This window comes from Amycolatopsis sp. NPDC114503, from assembly GCF_055633655.1.
Genome location: NZ_JBVKDT010000003.1, coordinates 843,737 through 869,468 on the forward strand (window position 1 = coordinate 843,737; position 25,732 = coordinate 869,468).

Here is a 25,732-nt window from a genome sequence, read left to right on the forward strand (position 1 = left end):
CCTGTACGCGCATTCCTCCGGCCCGGGTTCATTTCAGGCTGCCGACCGCTATGGGACCCGCGTACGCGCTACGGCCTCGCCGACACGGCGGGAACGGCGGCGCCGTCGGCCGATGCGCCCGTTCGATTACGAAAGCGGTGGAATTGTGGACGTCCAGGTGACCGCGGAAAGCGCGGACACTGCCGGCGATTTGCGGTCGTTGCGCACGTGGCTGGCCGATGTCGACCAGTTGCGCGGCAGAGTCGTACCCCGGGAGGCACCGCCGGCGCCGGGGACGATGGGCCCGGTGCTGGAAGCACTGGCGGTGGCGCTGGGGCCGGCCGGAGCGGCGACCGCGTTCGCTCCCGCGGTCATCGCGTGGCTGCGCTCCCGGCGGAGCGAAGTGCGCCTCACCCTGACCCTGGAAGACGGCCGTTCGGCGGAACTGACCGCCACCAACGTATCCGGGCTGGACGCCGCCGCTCTTGAGCAGCACGTCAACCAGATCGCAACACTCCTCGGCGACGGGAGGAACGAGGCACGACGCCTCGACCGATCATGACAACCGACCTCACCGGCCCCGGCGTGCGGGTGCTGCTGATCGCCACCACCACCCACGACGGCCCCGCCCTGACGCCCTTGCCCTCGGCCAGACGCAGCTTCGACCGCCTGCGCACGGCACTGATCGAACGCTGCGGCCTGCCCGCGCACCAGCTCGACGCGCTGCTCGATCCCGCCGACGCCAAGGCCATGGCCACCGCCGTGGCCGAGGCCGCGAGGCAGGCCGACACAGTGCTGCTGGTGTACTTCATCGGGCACGGACTGCTCGGCCCCGACGACCAGCTGTACCTGGCCGCCCGCGACACCGACCGGCTCACCCCGGGCCTGGCCGAGCACCAGGCGCTGTCGTTCTCCTCGCTGCGCCAAGCGCTGTCTGCCAGCAGAGCGGCGTCGGTAGTGGTCGTGCTGGACTGCTGCTTCTCCGGCAGGGCGTCCCTCGACGGTGCACCCGCCTCCGTGTTCGCGCCGGAGCCCGTGCACGGCATGTACCTGACCGGCTCGGCCGAACATCTCGCCCTCGCGCCCGAAGGAGCCGAGCACACCGCGTTCACCGGCGCGCTGCTCGCCGTTCTCGAGCACGGCGACCCGCGCGGGCCGCACCTGCTGACCCTGGACGCGGTGTACGACGCGGTGTTCCGGAAGCTGCGCGAGCAACAGCGGCCGTGGCCCAGGCGCCAGGCCGGCGACCGCTCCGGGAACCTGGTCATCGCACCCAACGCCGCCGCGGCATCGCTTCCGGAACAGCCGAGGGAGCCGCCCGCGCCGATCCGCTGCCCGTACCCCGGCCTCGACGCCTTCAGGACCGAGGACGCCGCAGTGTTCTTCGGCCGCGAACCGATGACCCGGCGCGTGCTGGACACCGCGGCAGCCTGTGCCCGCCGCCCGGACACCCCGAGCCTGCTGACGGTGGTCGGCCCGTCCGGATCCGGGAAAACCTCGCTGCTCAACGCCGGGTTCCTGGCCCGGTTGCGGCGCGACGGACTGCCCGGCGTCCCCGGCTCGCAAGGCTGGCCCGCCAGACAGCTCACACCCGGCACGGACCCGCTCAGGCGACTGGCGGTCCAGCTCGGTCCCGCCGACCCGGCCGCCGCCGACCGCCTGCGGGAAGATCCCGCCCAGGCGGCCGCGCTGGCCGCACGGCTGCTGGCAGAGCGGCCCGGGCACCGGCTGGTCGTCGTGGTCGACCAGACCGAAGAACTGTTCACGCTGTGCGAGAACCCCGCCGAGCGCACCGCGTTCCTGCGAGCCCTCGCGGCCCTCGCCGAACCAGTCGAGGACGACCCGGCCCCCGCCTTGGTGCTCTGCGCGCTGCGCGCCGACTTCTACGGCCAGGCAGCGTCGCACCCCGAACTGGTGACGGCCCTGCGCGAGCGCCAGGTCCTGGTCGAGCCAATGGCCCCCGGCGAGATGCGCGCCGCGATCGAGCAGCCGGCCGCCGCCGTCGGGCTCGTGCTGGACGAGGGCCTCGCGGACCTGATCCTGCACGAACTCGGCGCGACGGACCACAGGCAGGCCGCGGCCGGAGCGCTGCCGCTGCTGTCGCACGCGTTGTGGGCGATCTGGTCCCGCCGCGCCGGGACCCGCCTGACCGTCGCCGCCTACCGAGAGACCGGCGGCATCGCCCAGGCGATCGCCACCACCGCCGACGCCGTCTACGACGCGCTCGACGAGGCGGGCCAGGACGCCCTGCGGCGCATGCTCCCCCGGCTGGCGCGAGTCGGCGAGGACACCCTCGACATCGCCCGGCCCGCCGACCGCGCCGAACTGGAGCAAGGCCTCCCGGACCCCGGAGCCGGGCGGCAGGCGCTCGACCGGCTCGCTGAGGCCCGCCTGCTGACCTTCGACCGCGACACCGTGCGGCTCAGCCACGAAGCCCTGCTGCGGGAATGGCCCGCGCTCAGGGAATGGGTCGACGCCGACCGCGCGTTCCTGCTCTGGCGCGAGTCCCTGCGACACGACCTCGATCGCTGGCAGCGCCGCGCACAAGTACCGGATCTGCTGCCCACCCGCACCGCGCTCGCCGAGGCGCGGCGCTGGACGCCCGAACGCGACGGGGACCTCACCGGGCCCGAACGCGACTACCTCGACCGCGGCCGAGCCCGTTGGCAAACGCGGACCAGCCGCCGCCGGGCCCTGATCTCCAGCCTCGCGGTGTTCGCCGTCGCCGCCTTGCTGTTCGGCACGCTGTTCGCCTACGCACGGCAGGAAAGCAGCGAGCGCGAAGCCCTGGCCAATTCCCGGGCGCTGGCCCAAGCGTCCCAGGACTCTTCCTCGTCCGATCCGGCCCTGGCGGTGATGACCGCGCTGGCCGCCTACCGCACCGCCCCCACCCAGGAAGCACGCAACCAGCTGCTGCGCCAGTACCTGGCCCACTCGAACTCCGCGCACGTGCTCTCGGGCCTGCCCGGCGCGCTCGCCGGCTTCAACACCAGCAGAGACGGCAACGTCGTCCTCGCCGCCACCGACCTCGGCCGCGCGGTCCTGTTCGTCCACGCCGCCACCGGAACCGTCCGCAGCCAGCCCGTTCCCGCCGGATACGTGCTCTACACCCTGGTCTCCCCCGACGGGAAACGCGCCGCCTTCGTCACCGAGGACGGCAACGCCGGCTGGTTCGACGTGAATCCCGACGCCGACCAGCCCGCCGGGCCCGTCCACGCCCTGCCCGCCGTCCGGAAGCTCAAGACATACGACAGCAACCCCGAGAACGCGGCCACGATGTCGCTGGACGGGAAACTCGTCGCCGTCCCCACCGACGACCGCCTGGTGTGGTGGGACCTCGACGCCGGGCGCATCGCCGGGTCCGTGCCCGCACCGCCGAACACCGGCAACGGACTCTGGTTCAGCCCGGACAACAAAACCCTGCTCGCGGACAACACCGAACTGGGCAACCCCGACCTGCCGGTCGGCCTCGTCGCCGTGGACACGGCCACCGGCCGGACACGGACCGTGCTCGAACCCCGGAAGAGCCAGCGCTACCTCGTCTCCGGCGACCGGACAGCGGTGGCGGCCTGCCAGCCCCGAGGGGACGAGCCCGCGATGCTGCGTCTCAACCGGATCGCCGACGGCGCCTCCGTGGGCCGGCCGGTCCAGTCCCAGGACCGCGTATGCGGGGACTTGGAAGCCGCCGACGCGACCGGGCTGCGTGTCGCCATACGAGAAGGAGGCGGCGTTCTGACACTGGTCGACTTCGAACACGGCACGAGCGCCGGCACCGGCGTCCGAGCCGACTTCGTCACCTCGTACCCGCAGACACTCGTCTCGACCGGCGGAGCACTGTGGTTCGCTGGCAAAAACAGCCCCAGCGACGGGAACGCCACGGCGATCGTCTACACCAAGCTGGCACCCGGTCTGCAACCCTCGCAGGTCACCGCCCTGCAGATCAGCGCCGACGGCCGCACAACCATCAGCCTGATGACGGACGGGTCGCTGCAACTGCGGCCCGCGGGAGCCGACGACGACCGCCTGCTGGCCACAGCGCCCGCCCCCGGGCCCCGGCTGGAACCGTCTCCCGACGACCTGCGGCTCAGCAGCGACGGACGCCTGCTCGCCACGCGCGACGCCGCGAACGTCGTCACGATCCGCGACGCGACGACGTTGCGCCAGACCGCCCGGATCGCCGCCCCCATGCCGGCAGCCCCGCCGCCGACCACCGCCGCCGACTACCTCCGCACCGGGCACAAGGCCCCGGACAACAGCTTCCTGTACTTCTTCGACCGCACCGGAAACCTCGTCACCGTGTCCGACGCCCAGGTCCAGCAATGGGACCCGCGAACCGGCCGGCAGCTCGCGCGCTTCGACGCGACCAGCCTCCTGCCCGCACCACGCCCCGCCGCCGCGACACAGGTCGCCGTCGGCCCCTACCCGGCGGCGAACCAGATATCCGTCATCACCCACGGCGACCCGATCGTCCGCGTCGTCGACCTGACCACCGGCCGCGTCACCGCGACGGTCGACACGGTCCCCGACCTCATCGGCATCCAATACGAGCCCAGCGGCCGCCACATGGCCCTGCTGCGCCAAGGATCCATCGCCGAACTGTGGCAACGCGATCCGCCCCGCAAAGAGGCAGGCCCCCTGCGCAGCCTCACCGGCATCGGCAGCCAGCCGTGGTACGCCGGATTCCTCGACGGCGGCGACCGCTACGCCGTCGCCGCGAACAACTCCGTCCGCATCTACCAACTCGGCCAGCAGACCTCGGTCGACTCCTACGAATTCGGCCGCCCCGACGGCAGCCGCGACAAGAACCCCTACTCGTTCATGGACGTCGCCCGAGACGGCAAAGCCCTCGTCTACGCCGGCGCCGACGGCATCGGAGGCATCCTCCCCCTCGACCCCGCCACCTGGGAACGCGACCTCTGCCGCATCATCGGCCACCGCGACTTCACCCCCGACGAACGAGCCAGCCAGCTCGCCCCCGCCCCCGACGGGCCGGTGTGCCCCACCGGACAACCATGAGTGCGACGACAGGGACGGCCCCGCCCGACGCGCAACGACGCGGAGCCCTGCCGTTGCACAGGGAAAGCCGGACCGGACCAGGACAAACGGAGGCCGGTCCATATCAAGCCCGGTCGACCAGCGTCGAACCGCCGACCACAGGAGCGACGACGCCGCACGCTCACGGGCGAGCGAGCCGGGAGCGTGTCTTTCTCGCCGAGTTCGCGAGAAAGTCGACTATCGGGGATGTTGCGTCGACGACATCAGCATCGCTGATCTGATCGGCATGAGAGGAAGCGCACTCGTGCACCGGGGAGAGACATCGCCACTCGGCAAAATGGTCAACGCAGCGGCCGGCGGACGGCTCAGGTCCTGCAGTTCGTCGATGCCCGAACCGTCGCACGCGGTGACGATCAACGGCTGTTCTCCGGGCACCGCTCCAGGCTCGCGCTGAACTGCAAAGCATGTGCGGCGTGTTCTACCCGCAGTACGTCAGTACGGGTCGCGCCCCCACCGACGTCTGCCGAAGGCACGACGCCGCGCTCACTTGAACCAGATCCGGAGGACCGCGGTCACGATCGCGACGACGACCCCGGTGGTGACCGCGCCGCCCGCGACGCTCTTGAGCAGCGCGAGCAGCCGCTCGCGAGGCGATATCGTGCGGAACCGCCGCGCAGGCACGAAATCGACGGCGGGAAGCCCGGCTTCGGCAGACGCCGCCGCGGCGAGGACGTCGGACAGATAGTGCTCGAGCGTGGGCCTCCGCTTCGGGTCGAACGGGTTCTCGGCGTACCAGAGCAGCGCCGCGCCCAAACCCGAGCCGCTGGGCCGCTGCCCAGCAAGCCGGGCCGTGTCCCGGTTGATCGTCCAGGCCAACGCCTCCATCGTCTTGCGCCGGAAAACCGGGTCGTGCAACCGGCGCTGCAGAAACCGCTGCGACGACAAGCACACCCGGCGCGAGTCCAGCAGCAGGGTGAACCGGACGCACCGCACGAGCGCGGCACGCAGACGACGACGCGGCGACAGGCACGTGGTGAGCGCAAGCACGGCGGCCAGCCCGATCACGACGGCAGCGGTGGACAGAAACTCGGCAGCATCGCGTGTATTCGGGCTCCCGCTGCTGTCGATCCTCATCGTCAGGGAGAGAAGACCAGCGGCGATGCCCGCCCCGGCAAGCTGCCCGCCGAGACTGACGGCGCAGGCGGCACGGCGCAACCGCCACAGCCCTTGGCGATCGACGCCGAGCGAAACCAGCTTCCACCGCTCAGGTTTCGTGGTGAGCGCGGTCCGCTGCACGCCCGCGAGCAGAAACCGTCCGCCCGGCAGCATCCGAGTGGTCACGGTGTCGACGGCATCGTTCGCCCGACGCACCCAGTCCTTGAAACCGGCCTCGCGGCCCGGGATTCCACCCAGGACGGAGTCGGGGATCGCTTCCTCCCGCGCCGCAGCGGGACCGGGCGCGCGTTCCTTGCCAGCGCTCATCCCGGCGACCTTTGGATCGGCATGCACAGTGCCTTCCCGCCCGGCAGCGCCGCGTCCCGCCGAGCGAACTCTCCGGGCGGCAAGGCACCGCCGCGGCGCACCCGAGCGATCGGCGCGGCAGTCGCGTTGCGTGCCGGTCCCGCTCCTGTCGTCGCCGCAGCGGCCACTGTCTCCCTCCGTGCGCGAGCCGACGAAGCACGTGGCATCCACCGCCACGAACCCGTTGCTGTTTCGCCCGCGAGCATGACCGGATGTCTATCAGGGCGGGCACACTGTGTTTCCCCGGCCCGGGAAACTCCCGCGCAGACCTCGCGGCCCACCGGCCGACATGAATCGAGAGCATGAATCAAAGACTGCCCCGATCCGCTGCCAACTGCACCAAAGCCGTGACGCCCGAATCGATTCCCCAGCCGGGCCGGACGAACGGAACTCGGGCCAGAAGCAGCAGATCCGCCCGCCGCGGCGGCGAGGCACAACAACAGAGCGACCCCGCGGCGTCCGGGCAGGGCACGCGGTCTATGGCCCGACGACGCAGGCACCTGGATCGCGCCTGGCCTGTCGCCGAGCCCCGGGGGCCGGGCCACGGAACCACCATGGCCCGGCCCCCGGGTTCGCTCAGTCGTCCTCCTCCTCGTCGCCGTGGTCGTTGCGGTCGGCGGCGGACTGGGCCCGCTCGTCGAACCCGCTGGTCGCGGTCGGCGATGTCGGGTCGCGGTCCGCGGCCGCGGAAATCCGGTCAGCGGATTCCCGGTCCATCGGGGTTTCCCGGCCCATCACGATTCACCTCCCTCCGGGTCGAGGGCGCGCGAGAACACGGCCAGGCGCCCCGCGGCGCACGCGGGCACGAATCAATGACCGACGGAGAAACCCATCGGGAGCGCCCGCAGACGCGGGACCGTCCTCCCCCACCGGTGCCCGCCTGATCAGAGCACGGTGTGCGTCACCCGCGGAACGGCCGCGGGTGCGCTGTCGCGCCCGGCTCCGCACGCCGGGACGCAACGCCTCCATCGTGATAAAGCCCGGATCGAGGACTCCCGGCCGTCGCCCCGGGCATGTCCTTCCCGCACGGACAACGACTGCCGACGAGCGGGCCTTGTCCTCGCCGGCACCGTGCTCGGCCGCCAACTCGCGGCCGCCCCTCGATCCTTCGCCTTCTGCCGCGGCCCGTCCAGCACTGGACCGGGTGACAAGGAACAGCGCACAGTCCGAACAACTGCTCGGTTCCCAGGCTCCGACATCGACCCCGAAACCGGCCGCGCCGACCGGGTATTCGAGCCTCGCGTCACCCGCTCCAGCCCTCAGGCCAACGCCGTCGGACACGACGTCCGACACGAGCTCGACTGGCGCGAACCGGGTTCCACCAGCCTCAGCCCGGCGCCCACCCTCGCCCCCCGTCCAGGCGTGACGTCGGAATGCGAGAGTCGGTCCACAGCCCGATCGCAAACTCCGGCAGTTCGTCGCGCCAAAACCGCGGCGGCAGGACGGCATGTACACAGCTCGCGCCGCACAGGCGTAACGTTCCGTCGTACTCGTCGCGGAGCGCGCAGCGCACGCTGTAGCTGGGGTCTTGGGCAAGGCGGGCACGCACGGGGGCCTGGAAGTCCTTCTCCTCCGTCGTGGCGAGCGCTTCCGCGAAGGCTTTCCGCACGCGCATCTCGTCGTCGTCGGCGAGCAGCGCCCCGAGGTACGGCGGCGTGCCGCTGGAGGTCCATGTGATCGCGGCGAGCGCTCGCAGCGGCCAGTTCTGGCCGGCGAGGAAGCTGGCATCTTCGCTAAGCGTGTCGCCGAGCCGTTGGAGTGCTTTGGTCGTCCAGAAGCCGGCGGTGCGGCCTGCTCCGGTCAAGACGAACGCCTGCTGTCTCGCTGCCGAGCGCTGCGATTTGGTGGTCGCCAGGCATGCGGCGAGGTACATCGCCCGGTCCCGGCTGTCCAGATCAGGCGAGACGAGCAGCATGGAGCCGAGTTTGTGGGTCATCGTCGCCTCGAGCACGTCCTGCGCCGACGGGGCCGGTTCCGTCGCGCAGGCAAGAGCGGCGGCGAAATGGCGGCTCCGCTGTGTCTTGGTCAGGACAGGCGCCAGCTTGGAGGCCGCGAGCAGGTAGCTGCCGCGGTCGCTGGACCCGACGCGTGGGTCTCTCGTCCGTTCGAGAAGCTCCCCGACAGCCGGCTCGACTTTCCGGCTCGGCAAGCCGCGGACGAGCAGCGAGTCGCTGATCGCGTTGGTGCCCGTCGAGTACGTGTTCGGCACGTGGACCAGCGGCGTCGTGAGCCGGACGAGTGCGGCTTCTGCTGCCGCGGCGTCGATTGTGTCCGGGGCGTGCTCCGCCAGGATCTCCCGTGCCCACGTGTTGCCGTGTGCTGCGGCTTCGTCCAGGGCAGGCCGGGCCAGATCGAGATGGGCGCCGACGGCGTTGTCGGTGACCGGTGTGCGCGAGGGTTCGGAGCGGACGAGCAACGGCACGAGGTGGCCGATCGCCCGGGCGCGCAGGGCCGGTTGGGTCATGGCGATGCGGGCGACGGCGGTCGCTTCGTCGGCGTCGTGGTGCCGGTAGTGGTTCGGCTCGACCGGCGGCTGTCCGGTGAAATGGGCAACCGCCGTCGCCGCGGCCTCGGCGCTCAACCGGTGAGCGATCCCCGCCAGCGCGCAAACCGCGCCGCGGTACCGCGAGGTCGCGAAGAACCGGAGATCGACGAGTGAGCCGGCCTCCGCCGCGGAGAGGTCCCGCGCGATGCTGTCGACGACGGCGTCGATCGTGTCGTCGGGCACCAGGTCGGCCTGTGCGGCGAGCATTCTGTAGGCTGCCCCGACCCTCCAGTAGTTGTCTGCCGACAGTTCGGCGGTGACGTCGACGAAGCGGGCGGGCAGCGACCGCGCGAGCTCGGCGAGTCCGGACGTGTCGCCGGCGCGCACGAGGTGGCGTGCGGCCTGCTCGGGTTCGTCGGACTCGCGCAGAATCTCGCCGAGCAGCCGCCGGGCCCGTTCCTCGGCGGCCCAGTCGCCGGTCGCCACGGCGTCTCGGAGCGCGCGTTGGGCGGAGATCGCGCCCGGCCGCAGTTTCCCGCGCCGCAGGTCGTCGAGGGCTTCCTCGTACGCGTCGTCGTCGATCGTGACGATCGGGCGTGCGGGGCCCCTGTCCCGAAGCGCGGTCTGGACGGGCAGGAGTCCGTCGCTGGTGAAGGGCCGCCAGCGGGCGCGAAAGGCGCGGCGGCTGAAGATCCACCGCGCCGCATCGTCCCAGCGTTCCGCCAGGCTCGCGTTGCCGGCGGCTTCGTCCCACAACGCGTCGGCTTCCTCGAACCGCTGCGCCAGCGCGCAATGCCTGGCGTAGCGAGCCGACACCAGTCCGCTGAGCTCGTAGCCGAGACGCAGCTTGCGCGCGTCGTCCAACACCGACGACCAGTCTCCGGACGTCTCGGCCACGAGCAGCCGCAGACGCGTCGCGAAAACCTCGTCGGCCCCGCGAGCCGCCGCGAGGGAAGCCAGCACCGGGACCGCGTCCTCGAGCCATCGCCCAGAGTCGTTGGCCAGGGCGGACTCCCCGGCGAGAACCGCCAGACGAACCTCGTCGGAGGTGTCCCCGAGTGCCAGTTCGGCTGCTGCAGGCAGGTGGGCCAAGGGGTTGAGATAGAGGTCCATGGCCGCGTCGGCGACGGCGCGCAGATCGGCGACGCGGGTGTCGTCGGTCGAGTCCTGCGGGATCCGGTGGAGGCGGTGCTGAGCCATCTGCGCGGTCGTCGTCGCTCCCTGGTCGAGCGCGGTCCACAGCTCTCCCAGGATGTCGCGCGCGGCATCGTCGTGACGGCCGAGCTCGACCAGCAGGCGGGTCCGCTCGGGCTCGTGCCCGGCCGCGTGGCCGCCGAACTTCGCCTGGCACAGCAGAGCTTGGGCTTCTTCCACGAGTTCCAGGGCACGCGCGGGGCCGTCGGATGTCGTGCGCGCCTCCTCGAGGAGTCCCGCCGCGCCGGTCGTCACTTCGGGCGTGCGCGCAAGGGCTTCCCGGACTGCCAGCGCGTCCGTGTGGGGAACCTGCCGGGGCGCGAGCTCGAACGGCGCGCAGAACGCCTCGGCGGTCGGGAGCCCGAAGAACTGGATGACGATCTCCGGGCACTCGCGAAGCAGCTCGGAGAGCTCCTGCTGGTCCCACAAGTCCAGCTCGATCGGCGCGAGGTCGCGGCGCAACTCGGCCAGTTTGTCGACGGCTGCGGTCCTTCTCACCGGACAGGACACCCCGATGATGAGGCGGTCGACGGGGAATGGCCGCGTGGTCTCGCGGAACTTCTTCACCGCGGCCTCAAGGCGAGCCGGGCCGAACTGCTTGTAGCGTTTGCTCTGCAGGGCTACGCCGGAACCGTCGGGCGCGAGCGCGACGACGTCCAGCCCAGCCTGGCTCTGTCCCCGCTCACCGTAAATCTGGGCGTGCCGCAGGCCTTCGACGTCGCGCAGGATGCGCCCCTGGACCCGCTCGAAGTCTTCCCACGACATCTTGTCGAAGGGCAGCAGGTCGAGCTTTCCCATAACCGATGCGGGCGTCACCGCCTGAGGCCCGGCCAGCAATGGGGAGTTGAGCGGAATAGCGCGCCATGACGGACTCGACGGCAACGCGAACCTCCTCGGCGACGGCGCGAACGGAGCGGACGCAACGGCCGCCCGCACCTCCGTCCATAGTAGGCCGGGAAAGTCTCCGGACGTTCCTGGCCGACCAGGCCAGGCCGCGTGCCCAAGCTCCGCTCAGGGCATGCCGCCCCTCCGCCGGGTGCTGCGGACCTGAGCCAGCCGATCGTCGGAACGCAGGCCGACCACCGCGGAGAGAGAGGTGACAGAGTGAAGCCGTTGCATCCTTCGTGCCCGCGCTACGGGGAGGGCGAAAGGCGCGACAGCCGTGTCGGGCGCTACTGCGACGGCCGTTCGAGGATGCGAGATTCCATTGCGGTGAAAGGCGGTTCAGCCCGGCGCTGCTGCCGGGGGCCGAGCAGGGTGCAGACCGCGACGCGCGGTGCGAGGAGGCGCCGCGGCGGGGCGCTGAGGGTGAAGACGTCGATCTGAGCATCGACGATCGCGGTCCGGTGCGTGGCCGCGGCGGCAAGCCGGTCGAAGTAGCGGCGCAGCAGGCCGGGCGCGCGGTCTGCTGCGCCATCGGACTCGGCGCTGCACAGGTCTTGGAGGCTCGACATGGCCCAGGCATGCTCGCCCGCGCGGGCGATCGCGCGTCGCAGCGCGACGGTTCCGAGCGGCAGCAGATGGCGTCCGAGGCTGTCGCGCAGCGCGAGCGCGCCGCGACGCCCATCCCGTGTCCGTAGACGCTCCACCGCCATCTCACCCTCTCCGGCCTGTCCCGGAAAGAACGCGCCGAGAAAGGCGGCGTCACGCCCGGCCGCATATCGCAGATCATGGCAGGGGCACGGCCCAGCGAGATCCGCCTGTCGAAGATCAGCGAAGCGCTGCGCATTCCCCGGAAGCGCTGCTGAACGCGGAGATCGGCCAGATCGTGGCCGGGGTCGCGGTCGACTCGTTCGAGCTGACGGTGATGGATCGCCACGATCTCTCCCGCGAGCAGCAAGACAGCCTGCTCGCCGTCTACGCGTCGTACACCGGCAGGTCCTCGCTGCGAAACGCCAAGACCTACCGGACCGTGCGCGATCGGTCCGGCGGTGACGACGCACAAGTCCACGCCGCCCCGCAGTGTCCGCAATAGACCAGCTGCGCGCCTCACGGCAGCCGATCGCCGCCACGACGCCTGCCCACACAACGGGCATTCCGTTGCGACTTCTCCCGTCAGCGACCACCGGACGCGCCGCAGCGGCTCCGGTCGCCGGCGCCCCCCGCCAGGCCGTTCATCGGGCGCGGGACAAGCACGGAGTCGGGCAGGTTCCCTGCCGCGCCGGACGCTGCCCGTCTAACGATCGGATCACCGGCCGGACGCTCGCCAGGCGCGGAGGACCACGCTGATGCGGTGCTGCTGAACATCGCCACCAACGTCATCGCGAACATCGTGTTCTGGATCGGCCTGGGCCTCGCCGCGGCCGGAATGGTCCGACTCGGCCAACGCCGCTTCCGCAGGTTCTTCGGCCTGCGCACCAACCCGCACCTGATCGTCTGCCTGTCGAACCTGTGGAACACCGCAACGAGCACCCGCCCGCGCGGGTATTCCGTTTCGCTGCACGAGCTGCGCGCTTCCGAGGCGATCACACGACTGTTCGGCTCGGCGTCCTTTCGGCTCCCGGACCTCGTCCGCGGTCTGGTCGACGCGATCTACCTCGGCGGCCACAAGTACGACTTTCACACCACTGTGAGCCCGGCGGCGACCGACGATCCCCAGCACTTCACCGGGCTGGGCGGCAACCTCATCGTGGTCGGCGCGGCGACCCGCAACCGCATCCGCAGGCTCTACCTCGACGAAAACCTGGTGACCCTGCGACTGTCGAACGAACACCCGGACGCCGACCCGCGCCGACCGCCACCCGAAGCACGGTACGCCGAAGTGCTCAACGGCCCCGATCTCGGGCAACGGGTCGCCTCGGACGCGATGACGCTCGCCGTTGTCGAAAAAGTGCACGACGCGGTCCGCGGCACCACCGTGATCTTCTGCCTGGGCTTCCGGGGCGACACCACCTGGGCGGCAACCGAATACCTCGCCCGCAACTGGCGACTCCTGCGACGGGAGTTCGGCGACGAGCCGTTCGCGGTATGCCTCGCCTTCCGCGAACTGGACTACAGCTACCAATACCACCCCGCCACGCCGCCTCCGGTAAGCCTGGACGCGCAACGGAACCCGTGCCGCGGCCAGGGCAGTCCCCTTCCCGGCGGCCCGACCCTGGGGCTGTCGCCGCGCATCTGCGGAGCTCGCACCGGTTCAAGCCGGGCACCGGTCCCGGAGCCGACCCGGTGAGCGGGCGCGCCGGGTGCCGACGACACCGGCCGCACCACCTCCACCAGCGGGCTGCACGTCGGCGAGGCGTTGCGGTCCTTCCTCGAGCCGACCACCCCGCCGGTCTGGGAGCGGGGCCCGACCCCGGAACCGGCGGCTCAGCCAGTTCCCGCACGAACTCGCGCATCGAGGCATCGGCGAGGACGCCGCGAGATCACCTGTCGCAGGCGGGATTCGGCGACTAGCCTCGCGATGTCGTCTGGAGGTGACTCGTCCATGGCCGGTGAGAACGCCGTCAGACTCGCGGTGCTGATCGATGCAGACAACGCGCGACCCTCGATCATCGAGGCGCTGCTGGCCGAGATCGCCAAATACGGCACCGCGCACGTCAAACGCGCCTACGGCGACTGGACCGGCACCAACCTCAAAGGCTGGAAAGACCACCTGCTCGCCCAGTCCATCCAACCCGTCCAGCAATTCGCCTACACCACCGGCAAAAACGCCACCGACGCCGCCATGGTCATCGACGCCATGGACCTGCTCTACTCCGAACGCTTCAACGGGTTCTGCATCGTCTACCTGTTGACTGAACTAACTTCCGAGTTCGCGGAGGTCAGTGCGGTGATATCGCGAGGGTTGGTTACGGTCCCCGCCCATGATCGACGACCTGGAGTCACCGCGGGATCTGGCGACGTTGGTCGTCCCGCTGACAGCGGTCGGTGGCGGCGACAGGCGATCCGTGGTTGCCGTTCCGGCTGCTTGACCCGGCCGGGCGGCCAGTAAAGCCGGTGTCGGCCTACTTCGGCGACTTGCAGGCGGCCGGTCGAGCGGAGACGACGCTGCGCTCCTATGGGATGGACCTGTTGCGCTGGTTCCGGTTCCTCTGGGCCGTCGAGGTCGCCTGGGAGCGGGCGACACGAGCGGAAGCGCGGGACTTCTGCCGATGGATGCTGGTGGCGGGCAAGCCGAAACGCCCGCACTGGCGCGAGGTGAACCCCGGCCCGAATCCGTCGTCGACCGGGTTGGCCTACGCGCCGTCGGTCCGGGCGCACTGCGAGACGGTCCTGCGCGGGTTCTACGGGTTTCATCTGGACGCGGGCAGCGGGCCGTTGGTCAACCCGTTCCCGCTGGACCGGTCGCGGCGGAGTCGGCGGGCACACGCGCATCACAATCCGATGGAGCCGCACCGCAAGGAACGCACTGGCTTGTATCGGCCGGTTGTGCCGAAACGGATCCCGCGCAGCATCCCGGACGAGGAGTTCAACGAGATCTTCGCCCGGCTGCCCTCGCATCGGGACCGGGCGTTGGTGGCTTTCTACATCTCCACGGGGGCACGCGCTTCCGAGCTGCTATCGGTGACTCAGGCTGGTGTCGATCCGGGAAGGCGGCTGATCACGGTGGTGCGCAAGGGAAGTGGCGCGGAGCAGGAGCTGCCGGCCTCGACCGACGCGTTCGTGTGGTTGCGGCTCTATCAGGTGGAAATGGGCGGAGTCATCGTGAAGGGCCGACGGCAGCCGTTGTGGTGGACCCTCCGGCGACCGGCGCGGCCGTTGAATTATCACGCGGTGCACCGCATGTTCGAGCGGGCAGCGGAGGCAGCAGGCAGCGCGGCAACCCTGCACGCTTTGCGCCACACGGCCGCCTACCGGATGGCCGAGGACCCCGAACTGCCGCTGACCGATGTCCAGTTCGTGCTCGGTCACGCGCTGCTGACCACCACCCAGATCTACACGACGCCGCGCCAGGAGGACGTGATCCGGCGGGTACTGGCCCACCACGCCGAGCAGACCCGCACAGCTGCCCGGCGCGCGGTGCCGCCGCCCGCGCCGGGCTACCGGCCCGACACGCTGGCCGTCCTGTTCGACGGCGCACCACGATGACGGCCACCAGCACGGAGCCACACGCCCCGGCAGCGGCACCGCGAACATCGCCCGCCTCGCCGAGGCGGGCTCGTCCGCAAGCCTCGGGCTGGCTGGCGACCTGCGTCCGCCGCGAGACGCTCTGGACGCGGCTGACCCGCCCACCGTTTTCGGCGGCGCCCGGCAACCGCAACCGCGGCTCGCACGAGCGCGGGCTCGAGTTGATGTTGGACTGGCTGGAGGACCAAGCGGGCGAGAGCTGGCAGGACCGGTGGCTGGCCAGCGGCCTCGAAGACGCCGGGCGAGCCTGGCGGGAGATCCCGATGGACTGGCTGGCAGGGCGGGGCGTGACGGCCAGTTCACAGCACGACGCGTTCTTCCGCGCCCTCTATCTGGCCATCGCAGCCGACGCGATCAGACCGTCGGTCTCGTTGCTGATCGTCGCCGCGTTCCGCCGGGGCGTCCTGCCCAACGTCCTGGCCCAGTGCCGCGACAACGAAGGGTTCGCTCGGCTGCGGGCGTTGTGCTCGGCCGACCCGAACATCAACCGGGCCGACGCCAGCCGCATCAGCCTTCGCACGGCGATCATCCTCGCGGCCAAAGGCGGCGCCATCGCTGACATCACCACCGGCGATGTACTGGAACTGCTGGAGATCGAGGCGAACGCACACGGCACCGGGACCGGAGCGGTGCACACCTTCTACCGCATCCTGCACACCATGGGCGTCTTCGACGGCCAGGCCCCGGCCACGCTACGAGAGCTGCGCACTGCCGGACAGCTCAACCCGGACGAGCTGATCGACCGCTACGGGCTGGCCTGCCGGCCGATCCGGGACCTGCTGGTGGACTACCTGCGGGAGCGCCAGCCCGCGCTGGACTACACCAGCCTCGTGTCGCTGGCCAACGTCCTGGGCAAGCTGTTCTGGGCCGACCTGGAGCGACACCATCCCGGCATCGACAGCCTCCACCTGCCCACCGAGGTTGCCGCCGCCTGGAAGCAGCGGCTGCGCACCCTCACTCGCACAACGCGAACCCCGGACGGGCGCACGGTCCAGACCACGGTCGAGCGGATCAACTACCGCGGCTGCCTGATCCCGGTGCGCGCCTTCTACCTCGTCATCGCGCACTGGGCCGTCGAAGACCCGGCACGCTGGGCACGATGGGTCACCCCCTGCCCCGTCGGCAGTGAGGAAATCAACCAGAAGAAAGACAATCGGCGCCGCAAGTCCCGCATGGACGCACGCACCCGCGAGCGGCTGCCCGTCCTGCCGGTCCTGGCCCGCAGCGTCAGCCAGCGGCGTCAGGACGCCGCCGCGCTGCTCACGGCGGCCCGGCAGACCCCGCCGGGCGAATCCTTCACCGCCGCCGGACAGACCCTGACCCGCATCGCCCCCAAGCGCTCGGCCGCCGCCAAGGTCTGGGCTGCGGACCCGGTCACCGGCGAACGCCGCGACCTGGTCCACGAGGAGGACTACGCCTTCTGGGTCTTCGCCGCGGTCGAGGTCCTGCGCGCCACCGGGATCCGCGTCGAGGAACTGACCGAACTCTCGCACCACAGCCTGGTCCAATACCGGCTGCCCACCACCGGTGAGCTGGTGCCGCTGCTGCAGATCGCCCCGTCCAAGACCGACCAGGAACGACTGCTGGTGGTGCCCCCGGAACTCGCCGAAGTGTTGTCGGCGATCATCCAACGCGTCCGCGGCGCCAGCGGCGCGATCCCGCTCACTCCCCTCTACGACCCTCAGGAACGTGTCTGGTCGCCGCCGATGCCGCTGCTGTTCCAGCGCCCCTTCGGAACCGAACAACGGGCCATCGCAGCCAAGGTCATCCGGGAAATGCTCAACGTCGCCATCGAGCACGCTGGCCTGACCGACCCCGCGACCGGTGAGCCGTTGCGGTTCCTCCCCCACGACTTCAGGCGCTTGTTCATCACCGACGCCGTCGTCAATGGACTTCCGCCGCACATCGCACAGATCGTCGCCAGCCACTCCGACATCAACGTCACCATGGGCTACAAGGCCGTCTATCCCGACGAGGCCATCCAGTCCCACCTGGCCTTCCTCGCCCGTCGGCGATCGCTGCGCCCCAGCGAGGAATACCGGGTGCCCACCGACGCCGAATGGCAGGATTTCCTCGGCCACTTCGAGCGGCGCAAAGTCTCCACCGGAACCTGCGGTCGCGCGTTCAGCACCCCCTGCATCCACGAACACGCCTGCATCCGCTGCCCCATGCTCTGGCCCGACCCAGCCCAACGCGACCGACTCGCCGAGATCCGCGACAATCTGATCGCCCGCATCCTCGAGGCCAAACGCGAGGGCTGGCTCGGCGAGGTCGAAGGACTCCAGATCAGCCTCTCGGGCGCCAACGACAAACTTGACCAGATCGACAAGCGCGCCAGCGCCGCGGGAAGCGTCAATCTCGGAATGCCGAATCTGGCAAGGGAATCGTGATCAGCAGCAGGGCAGCAGCGGCACACCTTCATGATCACGTTCAGAGAAGTGGAACCCACGCCTGGTAGCAGATCCGGCCAAAGCCCACGCAGGCGCTCTCCCGCGCAACCAGGCGTTGAGCGACGGAGTGCCACCCCAGGCCACAGCAAACCACACGTTCAGAGAAGCGATGGACCGCCAAGTCAACATGCACCATAATCAGATTCTATGAATCCGACACTCCTGGCGGCGTTAATCGCTGCTACGGCCACTTCTGCCGGATGGGTCGTCAACAGCGCGCTGGGAAGCCGGTCTGAGGTAAGGCGGAGGCGGGCCGAGGCGCGGCTCACACATGTAGAACAGCAACTGGAACAGCTCTACGGGCCGCTCTTGTTCTTAGTGAAGGAGGGACGGTCAGCGTGGCAGGACTTCTGCGACACACTCGGGCGCAACATCGTGTTCCTGAATGACAAACCGCTCAGCGCCGAGGAGGAGGCACTCTGGCTCTTCTGGGTCGACCATGAGTTCATGCCGCGCAATGAGGCGATCCAGAGTCTTTTGTCGTCGAAGACACACCTTATGGCGGGCAACCAAATGCCAGACTCCTTCATGGCATTCATTGAACACTACAACGCCTGGCGGATTACGCATCTACGATGGAAGCAGGAGAAAGCGCAATATTCACTGCACTCCAAGGTGGACTGGCCGATGAAGTTTGAGACGGACGTGATCGAATCCTATCAACGGCTCAAGAACGCGCAGATCCAAATGGCAGGCCTGGTGAGAGGCATGGAGACCTGACTACTACAACGCCATCCCAGTCGCGAAATCGTCTTGACTACAGCATCGCCCAGGACGCAATCCAGCCAGCTTGATCCATCTTCCCCGGCCTGACAACAGCATGCACGGCTTAGTTCAGAGAATCCAGCGACAGCGACTTCACCCGCCTCGCAGCCCGCCTGCGCGAATCCGGCCTCACCGTCTACGGATTCGGCGAACGCAAAACACCCCAGCCCTTCGTCGCCGCCTGCGACAAATTCGTCTACACCGAAAACCTCGCCGCCACCCACGGCCCAACCCCACCGGCCGAACCCGCAGCCACATCAGCAACGGCCGTCTCCGCCGCGCAACTGAAAGCAGACACCGCACTGGTCCGCCAGTTGCGCAACGCCGTCGAAGCAGCCTCCGACGACGACGGCTGGGCAGCGCTGAGCGCCGTGGGCAACATCATCACCAAACAACGGCCCGACTTCGACTCCCGCAACTACGGCTACGCCAAGCTCAGCCACCTCATCACCGCGACCACCCTTTTCGAACTGGACCGACGCAGCCCCGGAGACGGCAAACCCGCAGTCGTCTACGCCCAAGACAAGCGATACCGGCCGAACAAGCAGGTGGCCTCGTCCTCCAACGACACCTGATCACAGACCCGGACCTGCAGCGCCTGCACCCGGACAGACCGGGTTCGCCGATGCCAGGCGAGTAAGGCAAGCCGCCCGCGCCGCGATAGCCCATCAGGGTGGTGCCGGCTACCTACCCGACCGGTACCGGGTCAGACTCACTTGGGTGGGCGGACCGCACGGCGTCAGAAACACGATCGGCGGGTCTGTGTCCGGATCCGTGGTGCAAGCGGGCAGCATCGGGCAAGTCATCGTCTCCGCCCCGGTTCCGGATCGGGTACTGGTGCCGCGGCAGTTGCCTGCCCCGGTACGGGACTTCACCGGCCGCGAACGCCAGATGTCCGTGCTGGACGCTGTGCTGCCACGCGACGCCGAGGCCGCGAGCACCGTTGCCGTCCTCGACGGCACCGGCGGGGCTGGAAAAACCGTGCTGGCCACGCAGTGGGCGCACCGGGTGCAAGACCGGTTCCGCGACGGCGCGCTGTTCGTGAACCTGCGGGGTTACAGCCCGAGCGCGCCACTGGATCCTGCGGTTGTTCTGGGCTCGTTCCTGACAGCGCTCGGCGTGGGGCAGGAGCGGATCCCATGCGAACTCGACGCCGCGGCCGGGTTGTTCCGGTCGATGGTGGCGGGCCGCCGGATGCTGCTTCTACTGGACAACGCCGCTTCAGCCGGGCAGGTGCGTCCCCTGCTGCCCGCAGCCGCCGGGTGCATGGCGGTGGTGACCAGCCGCGACAGCCTCACCGACCTGATCGTCTCCGAAGCAGCGCACCGGATCAGCCTCGACCTGTTCGCCCCCGCCGAGTCGCGCGCGCTGCTGCATGCCGTGGTCGGAAAGACCCGAGTCGAAGGCGAGCCCGACGCCGCGGACGAGCTGGTGCGGCTGTGCGCCGGGCTGCCGCTGGCCGTCCGGGTCGCTGCCACTCGAGTCTCGTCGCGCCCGCATTGGCAGATCGCCGACGTCGTCGACGAAATCAGAGAAGGCCAAGTGGCAGACGACGGAGCCAGCGGGATCGCAGGGGATGCCGTGGACGCGGTTTTCGGCTGGTCTTACGCCCGCCTCACCCGCGATCAGGCAACGGTCTTCCGTCAGATCGGGTGGCATCCGGGCACGGAATTCTCTGTCCCCGCCGTCGCGGCACTGTGCGAAATGGGCGAGCGAGAGGCGTACCGACACCTGGAGGCACTGGCCGAGCTGCACCTAGTGGAGCCGATGGACCGGAACCGGTACCGGATCCACGACCTGCTGCATGCCTACGCCCGCAGTCGCGCCCGCCTCGACCCCACCGGCGAGCAGCGCGCCGCGCGCCGCCGTGTCGTGTCCTGGTACGCCCGCGTCGCGCAGCTCGCCGATCAGCTGCTCTTTTCGGGATTCCCGTTCCTCGCAGTCGAGATCGAGCAGGTCGGAACTCCACCGGAGCTGACAGATCGTGGCCAGGCGCTGGCCTGGCTCACTGTTGAACAACCCGCCTTGTACGCCGCAGCGCGCAGCGCAGCCGACGACGGGGTCTGCGCCCCGGTTCTGGCACTGGCGGCCACGTCGCGCTTCCTCATCTACCTGCCCCGCCCGCTGTGGACTGTCCAGCTGGAGGTCGAAACGCTCGGCGTCACCGCCGCCCAAGCTCTCGGCGATCCCGCCGCCGAGTTCTTCCTCCGTGAATCGCGCAGCGAAACGCTGAGCACGCTGGAGCGGTGGGACGAGGCAGAGGCCGGTTTCACCAGCCTTGACACGCCCCGCAACCCCGAGCGCTACAGCGCGTTCATCGGCCTGGGCGAGCTGCATCTGAAGCGGGGACGACTGCCGCGCGCCCGCGACTGCTATCAGCGGGCGCTTCCGCTTGCCCGGTCTCGCGGCCTGGTGCGAACCCAGGCAGTCATCGAGGGCAACCTGGCCACCATCGCCATCCGGCTGGGAGAGTACGAGCAGGCGCTGGCCCACAGCGATCGCGAACGCGAGCTGCGCTGCCAGGCGGGGGACGAAGTGGGCTACGCCCACAGCATCTACCGCGCGGCGACCGCCCGGCTCGCCCAAGGCCGCCGCTCCCTCGCGCTGGAGCTGGCCGAACAGGCGCTGGCCGCCTACCAGGATCTGCCCGGCACCGGCAAGCTGGCGGCACCGGCGCTGGAGCTGGCCGCCACCTGCCTCGAGCACGCCGGCGACCTCGCCCGCGCCGCCGACTGCCTCCAGCACGCCGTCGCCCACTACACCGATCTCGGGCTCCCCGCGGACGCCGCGAAGGAGCGGTGGCGCGACGTCGCCGCCCGCGCCGCCGCCCCGCCGGACAGCTAGCCGTCGCCGTCGTTCCCGCACACAGGGCAGGCCGGCCAGGGCCGGTCCAGCCGCAGCATGTCGTAGTCGCGCAACGTCGTCAGGCTCATGCCGTACTCCCGATCGGCCGCCAGATCCGGCACCCCGGTGATCAGGCTCATCACCGCGTGCGCGGCGTACAAGCCCGCCGTCCCGGCCGAGACCGCGTTGGCCGCCTGCACGCGCTCCATCGAATCCCCGGGTGCCCAGGCGGTGCGCGGGGACACGACGCTGCGCCGGTGCGCCTCGGCGGCGCGGGCGCAGTCGTAACACGCTGCCGTGCCCGGGCGGAACATCCCGATGCTGACTCGCGGCCCGTCATAGCCGCTGTGCACCCATGCTGTGCCCGTGGCGCGGCACGCCTGGTTCGCCCACGACCTGATCTCCCCGCTGGAGGGCTGGTCCGCGGTCACCAGCAGCACGTCGCAGGCGACCGCCAGTGCGCGCAGCTCGCGTGGGCCCTCGATCCGTTCCGTGGACCCGGTCAGCTCCACGTGCGAGTTGTGCCGCCGGAGCCGGTCCAGTGCGGCGTCCACCTTCGCCCGGCCTAGGTCGCGCTCGGTGAACAGGAACTGGCGGTTGAGGTTGGACACCTCCACCACGTCCGCGTCGACGCAATGCAGCTGCCCCACCCCCGACATCGTCAGCGCGAGCGCCGCCGCGCATCCCGCGCCACCCACTCCCACGACGACGACCCGCGCTTGTTTCAACTGCAACTGCGCGTCCCAGCTGCTGCGTCCGGGAGTGCGATCCGACGCCCGCAAGTACGCGCGGCTCCGGCTGTAGCGTTCCCGCTCGAACGCGCTCAGCACCGTTTCCGCCGCGTCCTCCAGATGGCCGGCGGCATTCAGCTCACCGACTGCCTCCCTCACTTCCCGGTGCGTACGCGCCGGGAAACGGCAGACCAGATCGTCGGCGACCTGGCCCACCGTCCGCGACCCGTCCAGCAGCGCCAGCAACGCCCACACCGACCCGTCCGGATCACGCAGACCGCGCGCGATCCCGGGCGCACTGCCGCCGATGCGCACCAGCCCGTCGCCGTACCGCACCGGCCGGTGCTCGAATTTGATCCTCGGACGCCACATGGCGCTCGACCTCCTTCCCCGGTCAGTTTTTCTGGTCGGGATTGCAGAACGTCGATTCCTGCTCGATCTCCACGAACACGATCACACCACCCACCTCCCGTCAGATCGCCAACGCAGGCCACCGAACCGGAGCACTCGCTCCGATGTCCGAGAGTGTCAAAGGGAGTCGGCCTGCCCATGACGACGGTGCGCCGTTCAGCCGGTCGAGTGCCTCATTCCGGGAGGACTCGGGAAAACCTGATCGGCTGCCCCAGCGCGGGCTACAGTTCCCGAATTGGGAGACGGGAGAACTCGGGAGAGACCTGGAGGGGGTTGCCGCGAGTGGAACCGGAGGACCCGCGAGCCCGGTTCGCCGACCAGCTCAACCAGCTGCGCGACCTGGCCGGGCGGCCGACGCTGGCCGCGCTGCACAACAAGAACAAGAAACTGCTCGTGCCACAGACGATCTCGAGCCTGCTCAATTGCGGGGTCAAAGGACTGCCGGAGTGGGACCGTATCCGCGCCTTCGTGATCGCGTGCCTGGAGATCGGCGAGGACCGAGACCTGCCCATGCCGCCGCGGGAGGTGCTGCTCGAACAATGGCGACGCCGCCATGCGGCTCTCGCGCGCGCACTCGACCAGGCCGCGCGCCGCGACTCGCGCCCAGCCGCCCAGTACTCCGCGGCCGCCTCGGAACAGCAGTTTCGCTCTGGCGCGGCGCCACCAGGCGAAGAATGCCGGCGCGACGCTGCGACCGAGGCCGTGTCCCACGCAGCCGGCAGCAGCACCGCAGTATTCGTCGGTGCGATCCCCCGCGTCTGGCCCCGGAATTTACGACGATGGAAAACCGCCGGAATCGTCGTCAGCGTGGTCGGCCTGCTGTGGCTGACCGGCCGATGGATCTACGACGGGCACCTCGCGCCGCCCCTCGCGCTGCTCGCCGCGGCGGCAGCGATGCTGGCGATCAGCGCGTGGCCCCGGCCCCGCGGTGACGATCCTCGAGTATTGGCCGCCCACGCTCGATCGCTGCTGGAACGCATCCTGACCGCCGAAAACCGAGCGCTGCAACAGCTTCTCGCCGGAGCCGGCGATTCCCAACCCGCGAACGTCGGGTTCGCCCAACGCGACTGCCTCGACCCCGCGGAAGCTCCACCCCACCCAGAACTGGTGCGGTGGAGGTCCGATGGCGGCAACGCTTCGGGCTCGCTGGCTACGATCCTTTGCTACTACCGCAGCCTGCAATTGGGACGACTGGTCGTGCTCGGCGACCCCGGCGCCGGCAAAACCGTGCTGGTCATCAAGCTCCTACTGGACCTCGCTAACAAAGCCCGCGCCGACAGCGACCCGGGAGCAGCAGGAAGAATCGTCGTCCCGGTACGGATGAGCCTGCCCGCATTCACCGCCGCCGCCGACCGACCGCCGCCTGCGGTGCGCACTGAACTCGACGAATGGATCACCCGCCACCTGGCCACCGTCTACGGCGTCGAACGTCCAATCGCCCGCGCGCTGGTCGCTCGCGGCTGGATCCTGCCTATCCTCGACGGCCTGGACGAAATGGACCCCGACGACGCCGAACCCGTCCGCGCCCGCGCGATCATCGCGGCCCTCAACCTCTACCCCGGCCCCGACCGCTGGCCAGTCGTGCTCGCCAGCCGCAGCCAGCGCTATCAACACCTCGCCACCGCAACGGCCGACCGCACCGCCAGCGGCGTTCTGCAGGACACCACCGTCATCACGATGCAACCGCTCGACGTCGAGCAGGTCATCGCCTGGCTCGCCCACCGCTTCCCCGCCCGCGACCAGCCCGACCGCCTCGCCCCGCGATGGCACCCCGTCGCAGCTCGCCTGCGAGAGGAGAAGGGCTGCGACCTGGCCCTCTGACTCTCCTCCCCGCTGCACCTCTACCTCGCCGTGACCGTCTACGAAGAACCGGCAACCACGCCGAAAGCCCTGTGCGACCTCGACACCGACACACTCGACAACAACCTCTATGCACTTCTGATCCCCGCCGTCGTCGCAAACCGGCCCCGCCCCGACGGCACCCGCTATCACCCTGACGACGTGCAACGCTGGCTGCGGACCCTCGCCGACCATCTCGCCTGGATGGGCGATCACGACCGTTCCTCGGTCGACCTCCACCTCTACGAACTTTGGCGCAGCACAGGCGCCCAGCATCATCCAGGCCGCCGCATCCGCTACCGCGCTGCTGCATACGTCACTTGCCTGGGCATCCTGCCGCAACTGACGAGTGTCGCAATCGGAGCTTTCGGCCTTGACAACCTCGGGCTGCAATCCCCCGGGCAATGGATCGCGAATATTGGAATAACATTGGTGATCTCAGTGCTATTTGTGCGGTTCTCCGCAATAAGCACCACCAGGCCGTTGCAGCGTTTTTCCCTCCACCTGACATTGACAAGAGCCGGAGTTCGCGAGCTTGCGCAGACCGCTGGAATTGGATCCCTAGTCGGGATTCCCGTTGGCGCCCTGTTCGGACTCTTCGTGTACTCGTTTGATTCCGCGCATCCCTTCGGATCGACGATTGCAATAGCGATATTAGCAGTGGTCGCACTATTCCTTATCGCTGGTGCATTAGTTGGCTTCATGGATGCTGGAAACTCGCGCCTGCAGACGGCCGCAAGCCCCAGCGAACCACAACGCCAAGCCCTGACGTTGGCCATGCTGCGTGGCGCGACAGTCTTCTGCGTATTAGCACCGCTTTGGACTCTCGGCGCATTCTTAGTTTTTCATCGCATCGTCGGACTATTCGTGGCTCTCGCGGCAGGAATCCTTTTCGGGTTGTCGACTGCGCTCGCAGACGGACCAACCCCGTGGGGACGTTATTGGCTCACGGTGCGCTCTTTCGCCCGCACCAACAGCCTTCCCTCCCGCCCAGGGCGCTTCCTCGACTGGGCGCACGCCGCAGGACTCCTCCGTCTCGCCGGCACCGCCACGCAGTTCCGGCACCGCGAGTTTCAAATCCGGCTCGCCACGCCTAGATCCTGAGGCGCTTTAGCGCCGATCAAGTCAGTTGGCGGCCCCGCGGTGCTCTCCGCCCGAACGCGGGCAGCCGGAAGCCAGCCCGGCACGTCGTGAGCGCCCAGTTCCTCGTGTCGGCGACTCCTCGCGGCGACCTGCTTCCGCGTAATCTGCGCTTCGTGGTCGTCGAGGAAACCCTGCAGCGCACCGGAATGCTGCAGCCGAACGCCGGTCATTGCCAGCGATCGTGCGACGCAGATCCCGGCAGGCAGACGCGCTCACGACGGTCCGGCGGACCCGCCACCGCAGCACAGGACCCCGAACCGGTCCGCGCGCTGCGGTAGAGGCCATAACGAGTGCACCCGGGTTTCTTA

The 25,732-nt window shown here is 69.6% G+C and carries 18 protein-coding genes and 1 pseudogene; 14 read left to right on the forward strand and 5 right to left on the reverse strand.

Going from position 1 to position 25,732, the window contains the following annotated elements; translation table 11 throughout:
• Positions 1–112 precede the first annotated feature (112 nt).
• Complete coding sequence (locus tag ACZ7OI_RS16480; protein WP_470265035.1) at positions 113–541, forward strand: effector-associated constant component EACC1; 429 nt, start codon at positions 113–115, stop codon at positions 539–541.
• Positions 538–4,995 carry a caspase, EACC1-associated type gene (locus ACZ7OI_RS16485; protein ID WP_470265036.1) on the forward strand — a complete coding sequence of 1,486 codons (4,458 nt, stop codon included), beginning with the start codon at positions 538–540 and terminating at the stop codon, positions 4,993–4,995. The genes ACZ7OI_RS16480 and ACZ7OI_RS16485 overlap by 4 nt, the downstream gene beginning before the upstream one ends.
• 522 nt (positions 4,996–5,517) lie before the next feature.
• On the opposite strand, the gene ACZ7OI_RS16490 is transcribed toward ACZ7OI_RS16485, so the two are convergent.
• The 4 genes from ACZ7OI_RS16490 to ACZ7OI_RS16505 form a co-directional block, all read right to left on the reverse strand.
• The gene (locus ACZ7OI_RS16490) at positions 5,518–6,456 is read right to left on the reverse strand and encodes a hypothetical protein (protein ID WP_470265037.1); all 939 of its coding nucleotides are present in this window, start codon (positions 6,454–6,456) and stop codon (positions 5,518–5,520) included.
• A gap of 615 nt (positions 6,457–7,071) precedes the next feature.
• Positions 7,072–7,230, reverse strand: a complete 159-nt coding sequence (locus tag ACZ7OI_RS16495; protein ID WP_470265038.1) for a hypothetical protein — start codon at positions 7,228–7,230, stop codon at positions 7,072–7,074.
• A 592-nt stretch (positions 7,231–7,822) separates the two neighbouring features.
• Positions 7,823–10,972, reverse strand: a complete 3,150-nt coding sequence (locus tag ACZ7OI_RS16500) for a hypothetical protein (protein ID WP_470265039.1) — start codon at positions 10,970–10,972, stop codon at positions 7,823–7,825.
• Positions 10,973–11,346: 374 nt separating this feature from the next.
• Positions 11,347–11,769, reverse strand: coding sequence for a hypothetical protein (locus ACZ7OI_RS16505; protein ID WP_470265040.1), 423 nt, complete (start codon positions 11,767–11,769; stop codon positions 11,347–11,349).
• A gap of 15 nt (positions 11,770–11,784) precedes the next feature.
• On the opposite strand from ACZ7OI_RS16505, the gene ACZ7OI_RS16510 reads away from it, so the two are divergent.
• From ACZ7OI_RS16510 to ACZ7OI_RS16550, 9 genes and pseudogenes are all read left to right on the forward strand, one after another.
• Positions 11,785–11,922 carry a helix-turn-helix domain-containing protein gene (locus ACZ7OI_RS16510; RefSeq protein WP_470265175.1) on the forward strand — a complete coding sequence of 46 codons (138 nt, stop codon included), beginning with the start codon at positions 11,785–11,787 and terminating at the stop codon, positions 11,920–11,922.
• Between the two features lie 59 nt (positions 11,923–11,981).
• Positions 11,982–12,149: a hypothetical protein gene (locus tag ACZ7OI_RS16515; RefSeq protein ID WP_470265041.1), complete on the forward strand. Its 168-nt coding sequence runs from the start codon at positions 11,982–11,984 to the stop codon at positions 12,147–12,149.
• Between the two features lie 258 nt (positions 12,150–12,407).
• The gene (locus ACZ7OI_RS16520) at positions 12,408–13,343 is read left to right on the forward strand and encodes a hypothetical protein (RefSeq protein WP_470265042.1); all 936 of its coding nucleotides are present in this window, start codon (positions 12,408–12,410) and stop codon (positions 13,341–13,343) included.
• A gap of 255 nt (positions 13,344–13,598) precedes the next feature.
• A complete protein-coding gene (locus ACZ7OI_RS16525; protein WP_470265043.1) occupies positions 13,599–14,105 on the forward strand; it encodes an NYN domain-containing protein in 507 nt (168 codons plus the stop codon).
• 5 nt (positions 14,106–14,110) lie between these two features.
• A complete protein-coding gene (locus tag ACZ7OI_RS16530) occupies positions 14,111–15,202 on the forward strand; it encodes a tyrosine-type recombinase/integrase (RefSeq protein WP_470265044.1) in 1,092 nt (363 codons plus the stop codon).
• Between the two features lie 203 nt (positions 15,203–15,405).
• A complete protein-coding gene (locus ACZ7OI_RS16535) occupies positions 15,406–17,631 on the forward strand; it encodes a tyrosine-type recombinase/integrase (protein ID WP_470265045.1) in 2,226 nt (741 codons plus the stop codon).
• Positions 17,632–17,838: 207 nt separating this feature from the next.
• Positions 17,839–18,411 (forward strand): hypothetical protein, encoded by a 573-nt coding sequence (locus ACZ7OI_RS16540; RefSeq protein WP_470265046.1) that lies wholly within the window; start codon positions 17,839–17,841, stop codon positions 18,409–18,411.
• 134 nt (positions 18,412–18,545) lie between these two features.
• Positions 18,546–19,031 (forward strand): annotated as a pseudogene (locus tag ACZ7OI_RS16545) (OST-HTH/LOTUS domain-containing protein); the annotation flags it as partial.
• A gap of 145 nt (positions 19,032–19,176) precedes the next feature.
• A complete protein-coding gene (locus ACZ7OI_RS16550; RefSeq protein ID WP_470265047.1) occupies positions 19,177–21,300 on the forward strand; it encodes an ATP-binding protein in 2,124 nt (707 codons plus the stop codon).
• On the opposite strand, the gene ACZ7OI_RS16555 is transcribed toward ACZ7OI_RS16550, so the two are convergent.
• Positions 21,297–22,403 (reverse strand): ThiF family adenylyltransferase, encoded by a 1,107-nt coding sequence (locus tag ACZ7OI_RS16555; RefSeq protein ID WP_470265048.1) that lies wholly within the window; start codon positions 22,401–22,403, stop codon positions 21,297–21,299. The genes ACZ7OI_RS16550 and ACZ7OI_RS16555 overlap by 4 nt on opposite strands.
• A 321-nt stretch (positions 22,404–22,724) precedes the next feature.
• On the opposite strand from ACZ7OI_RS16555, the gene ACZ7OI_RS16560 reads away from it, so the two are divergent.
• From ACZ7OI_RS16560 to ACZ7OI_RS16570, 3 genes are all read left to right on the forward strand, one after another.
• Positions 22,725–24,263: an NACHT domain-containing protein gene (locus ACZ7OI_RS16560; protein WP_470265049.1), complete on the forward strand. Its 1,539-nt coding sequence runs from the start codon at positions 22,725–22,727 to the stop codon at positions 24,261–24,263.
• A 30-nt stretch (positions 24,264–24,293) separates the two neighbouring features.
• A complete protein-coding gene (locus ACZ7OI_RS16565) occupies positions 24,294–25,385 on the forward strand; it encodes a hypothetical protein (protein ID WP_470265050.1) in 1,092 nt (363 codons plus the stop codon).
• An 86-nt stretch (positions 25,386–25,471) separates the two neighbouring features.
• Positions 25,472–25,702, forward strand: coding sequence for a hypothetical protein (locus tag ACZ7OI_RS16570; RefSeq protein ID WP_470265051.1), 231 nt, complete (start codon positions 25,472–25,474; stop codon positions 25,700–25,702).
• Positions 25,703–25,732 lie beyond the last annotated feature (30 nt).

What these genes read in the sequence shown, in the direction of transcription:
- ACZ7OI_RS16480 (WP_470265035.1), top strand. Translation starts at nt 113, where the DNA reads ATGCGCCCGTTCGATTACGAAAGCGGTGGAATTGTGGACGTCCAGGTG.
- ACZ7OI_RS16485 (WP_470265036.1), top strand. Translation starts at nt 538, where the DNA reads ATGACAACCGACCTCACCGGCCCCGGCGTGCGGGTGCTGCTGATCGCC.
- ACZ7OI_RS16490 (WP_470265037.1), bottom strand. Translation starts at nt 6,456, where the DNA reads ATGAGCGCTGGCAAGGAACGCGCGCCCGGTCCCGCTGCGGCGCGGGAG.
- ACZ7OI_RS16495 (WP_470265038.1), bottom strand. Translation starts at nt 7,230, where the DNA reads ATGGGCCGGGAAACCCCGATGGACCGGGAATCCGCTGACCGGATTTCC.
- ACZ7OI_RS16500 (WP_470265039.1), bottom strand. Translation starts at nt 10,972, where the DNA reads ATGGGAAAGCTCGACCTGCTGCCCTTCGACAAGATGTCGTGGGAAGAC.
- ACZ7OI_RS16505 (WP_470265040.1), bottom strand. Translation starts at nt 11,769, where the DNA reads ATGGCGGTGGAGCGTCTACGGACACGGGATGGGCGTCGCGGCGCGCTC.
- ACZ7OI_RS16515 (WP_470265041.1), top strand. Translation starts at nt 11,982, where the DNA reads ATGGATCGCCACGATCTCTCCCGCGAGCAGCAAGACAGCCTGCTCGCC.
- ACZ7OI_RS16525 (WP_470265043.1), top strand. Translation starts at nt 13,599, where the DNA reads ATGGCCGGTGAGAACGCCGTCAGACTCGCGGTGCTGATCGATGCAGAC.
- ACZ7OI_RS16535 (WP_470265045.1), top strand. Translation starts at nt 15,406, where the DNA reads ATGTTGGACTGGCTGGAGGACCAAGCGGGCGAGAGCTGGCAGGACCGG.
- ACZ7OI_RS16540 (WP_470265046.1), top strand. Translation starts at nt 17,839, where the DNA reads ATGAATCCGACACTCCTGGCGGCGTTAATCGCTGCTACGGCCACTTCT.
- ACZ7OI_RS16555 (WP_470265048.1), bottom strand. Translation starts at nt 22,403, where the DNA reads ATGTGGCGTCCGAGGATCAAATTCGAGCACCGGCCGGTGCGGTACGGC.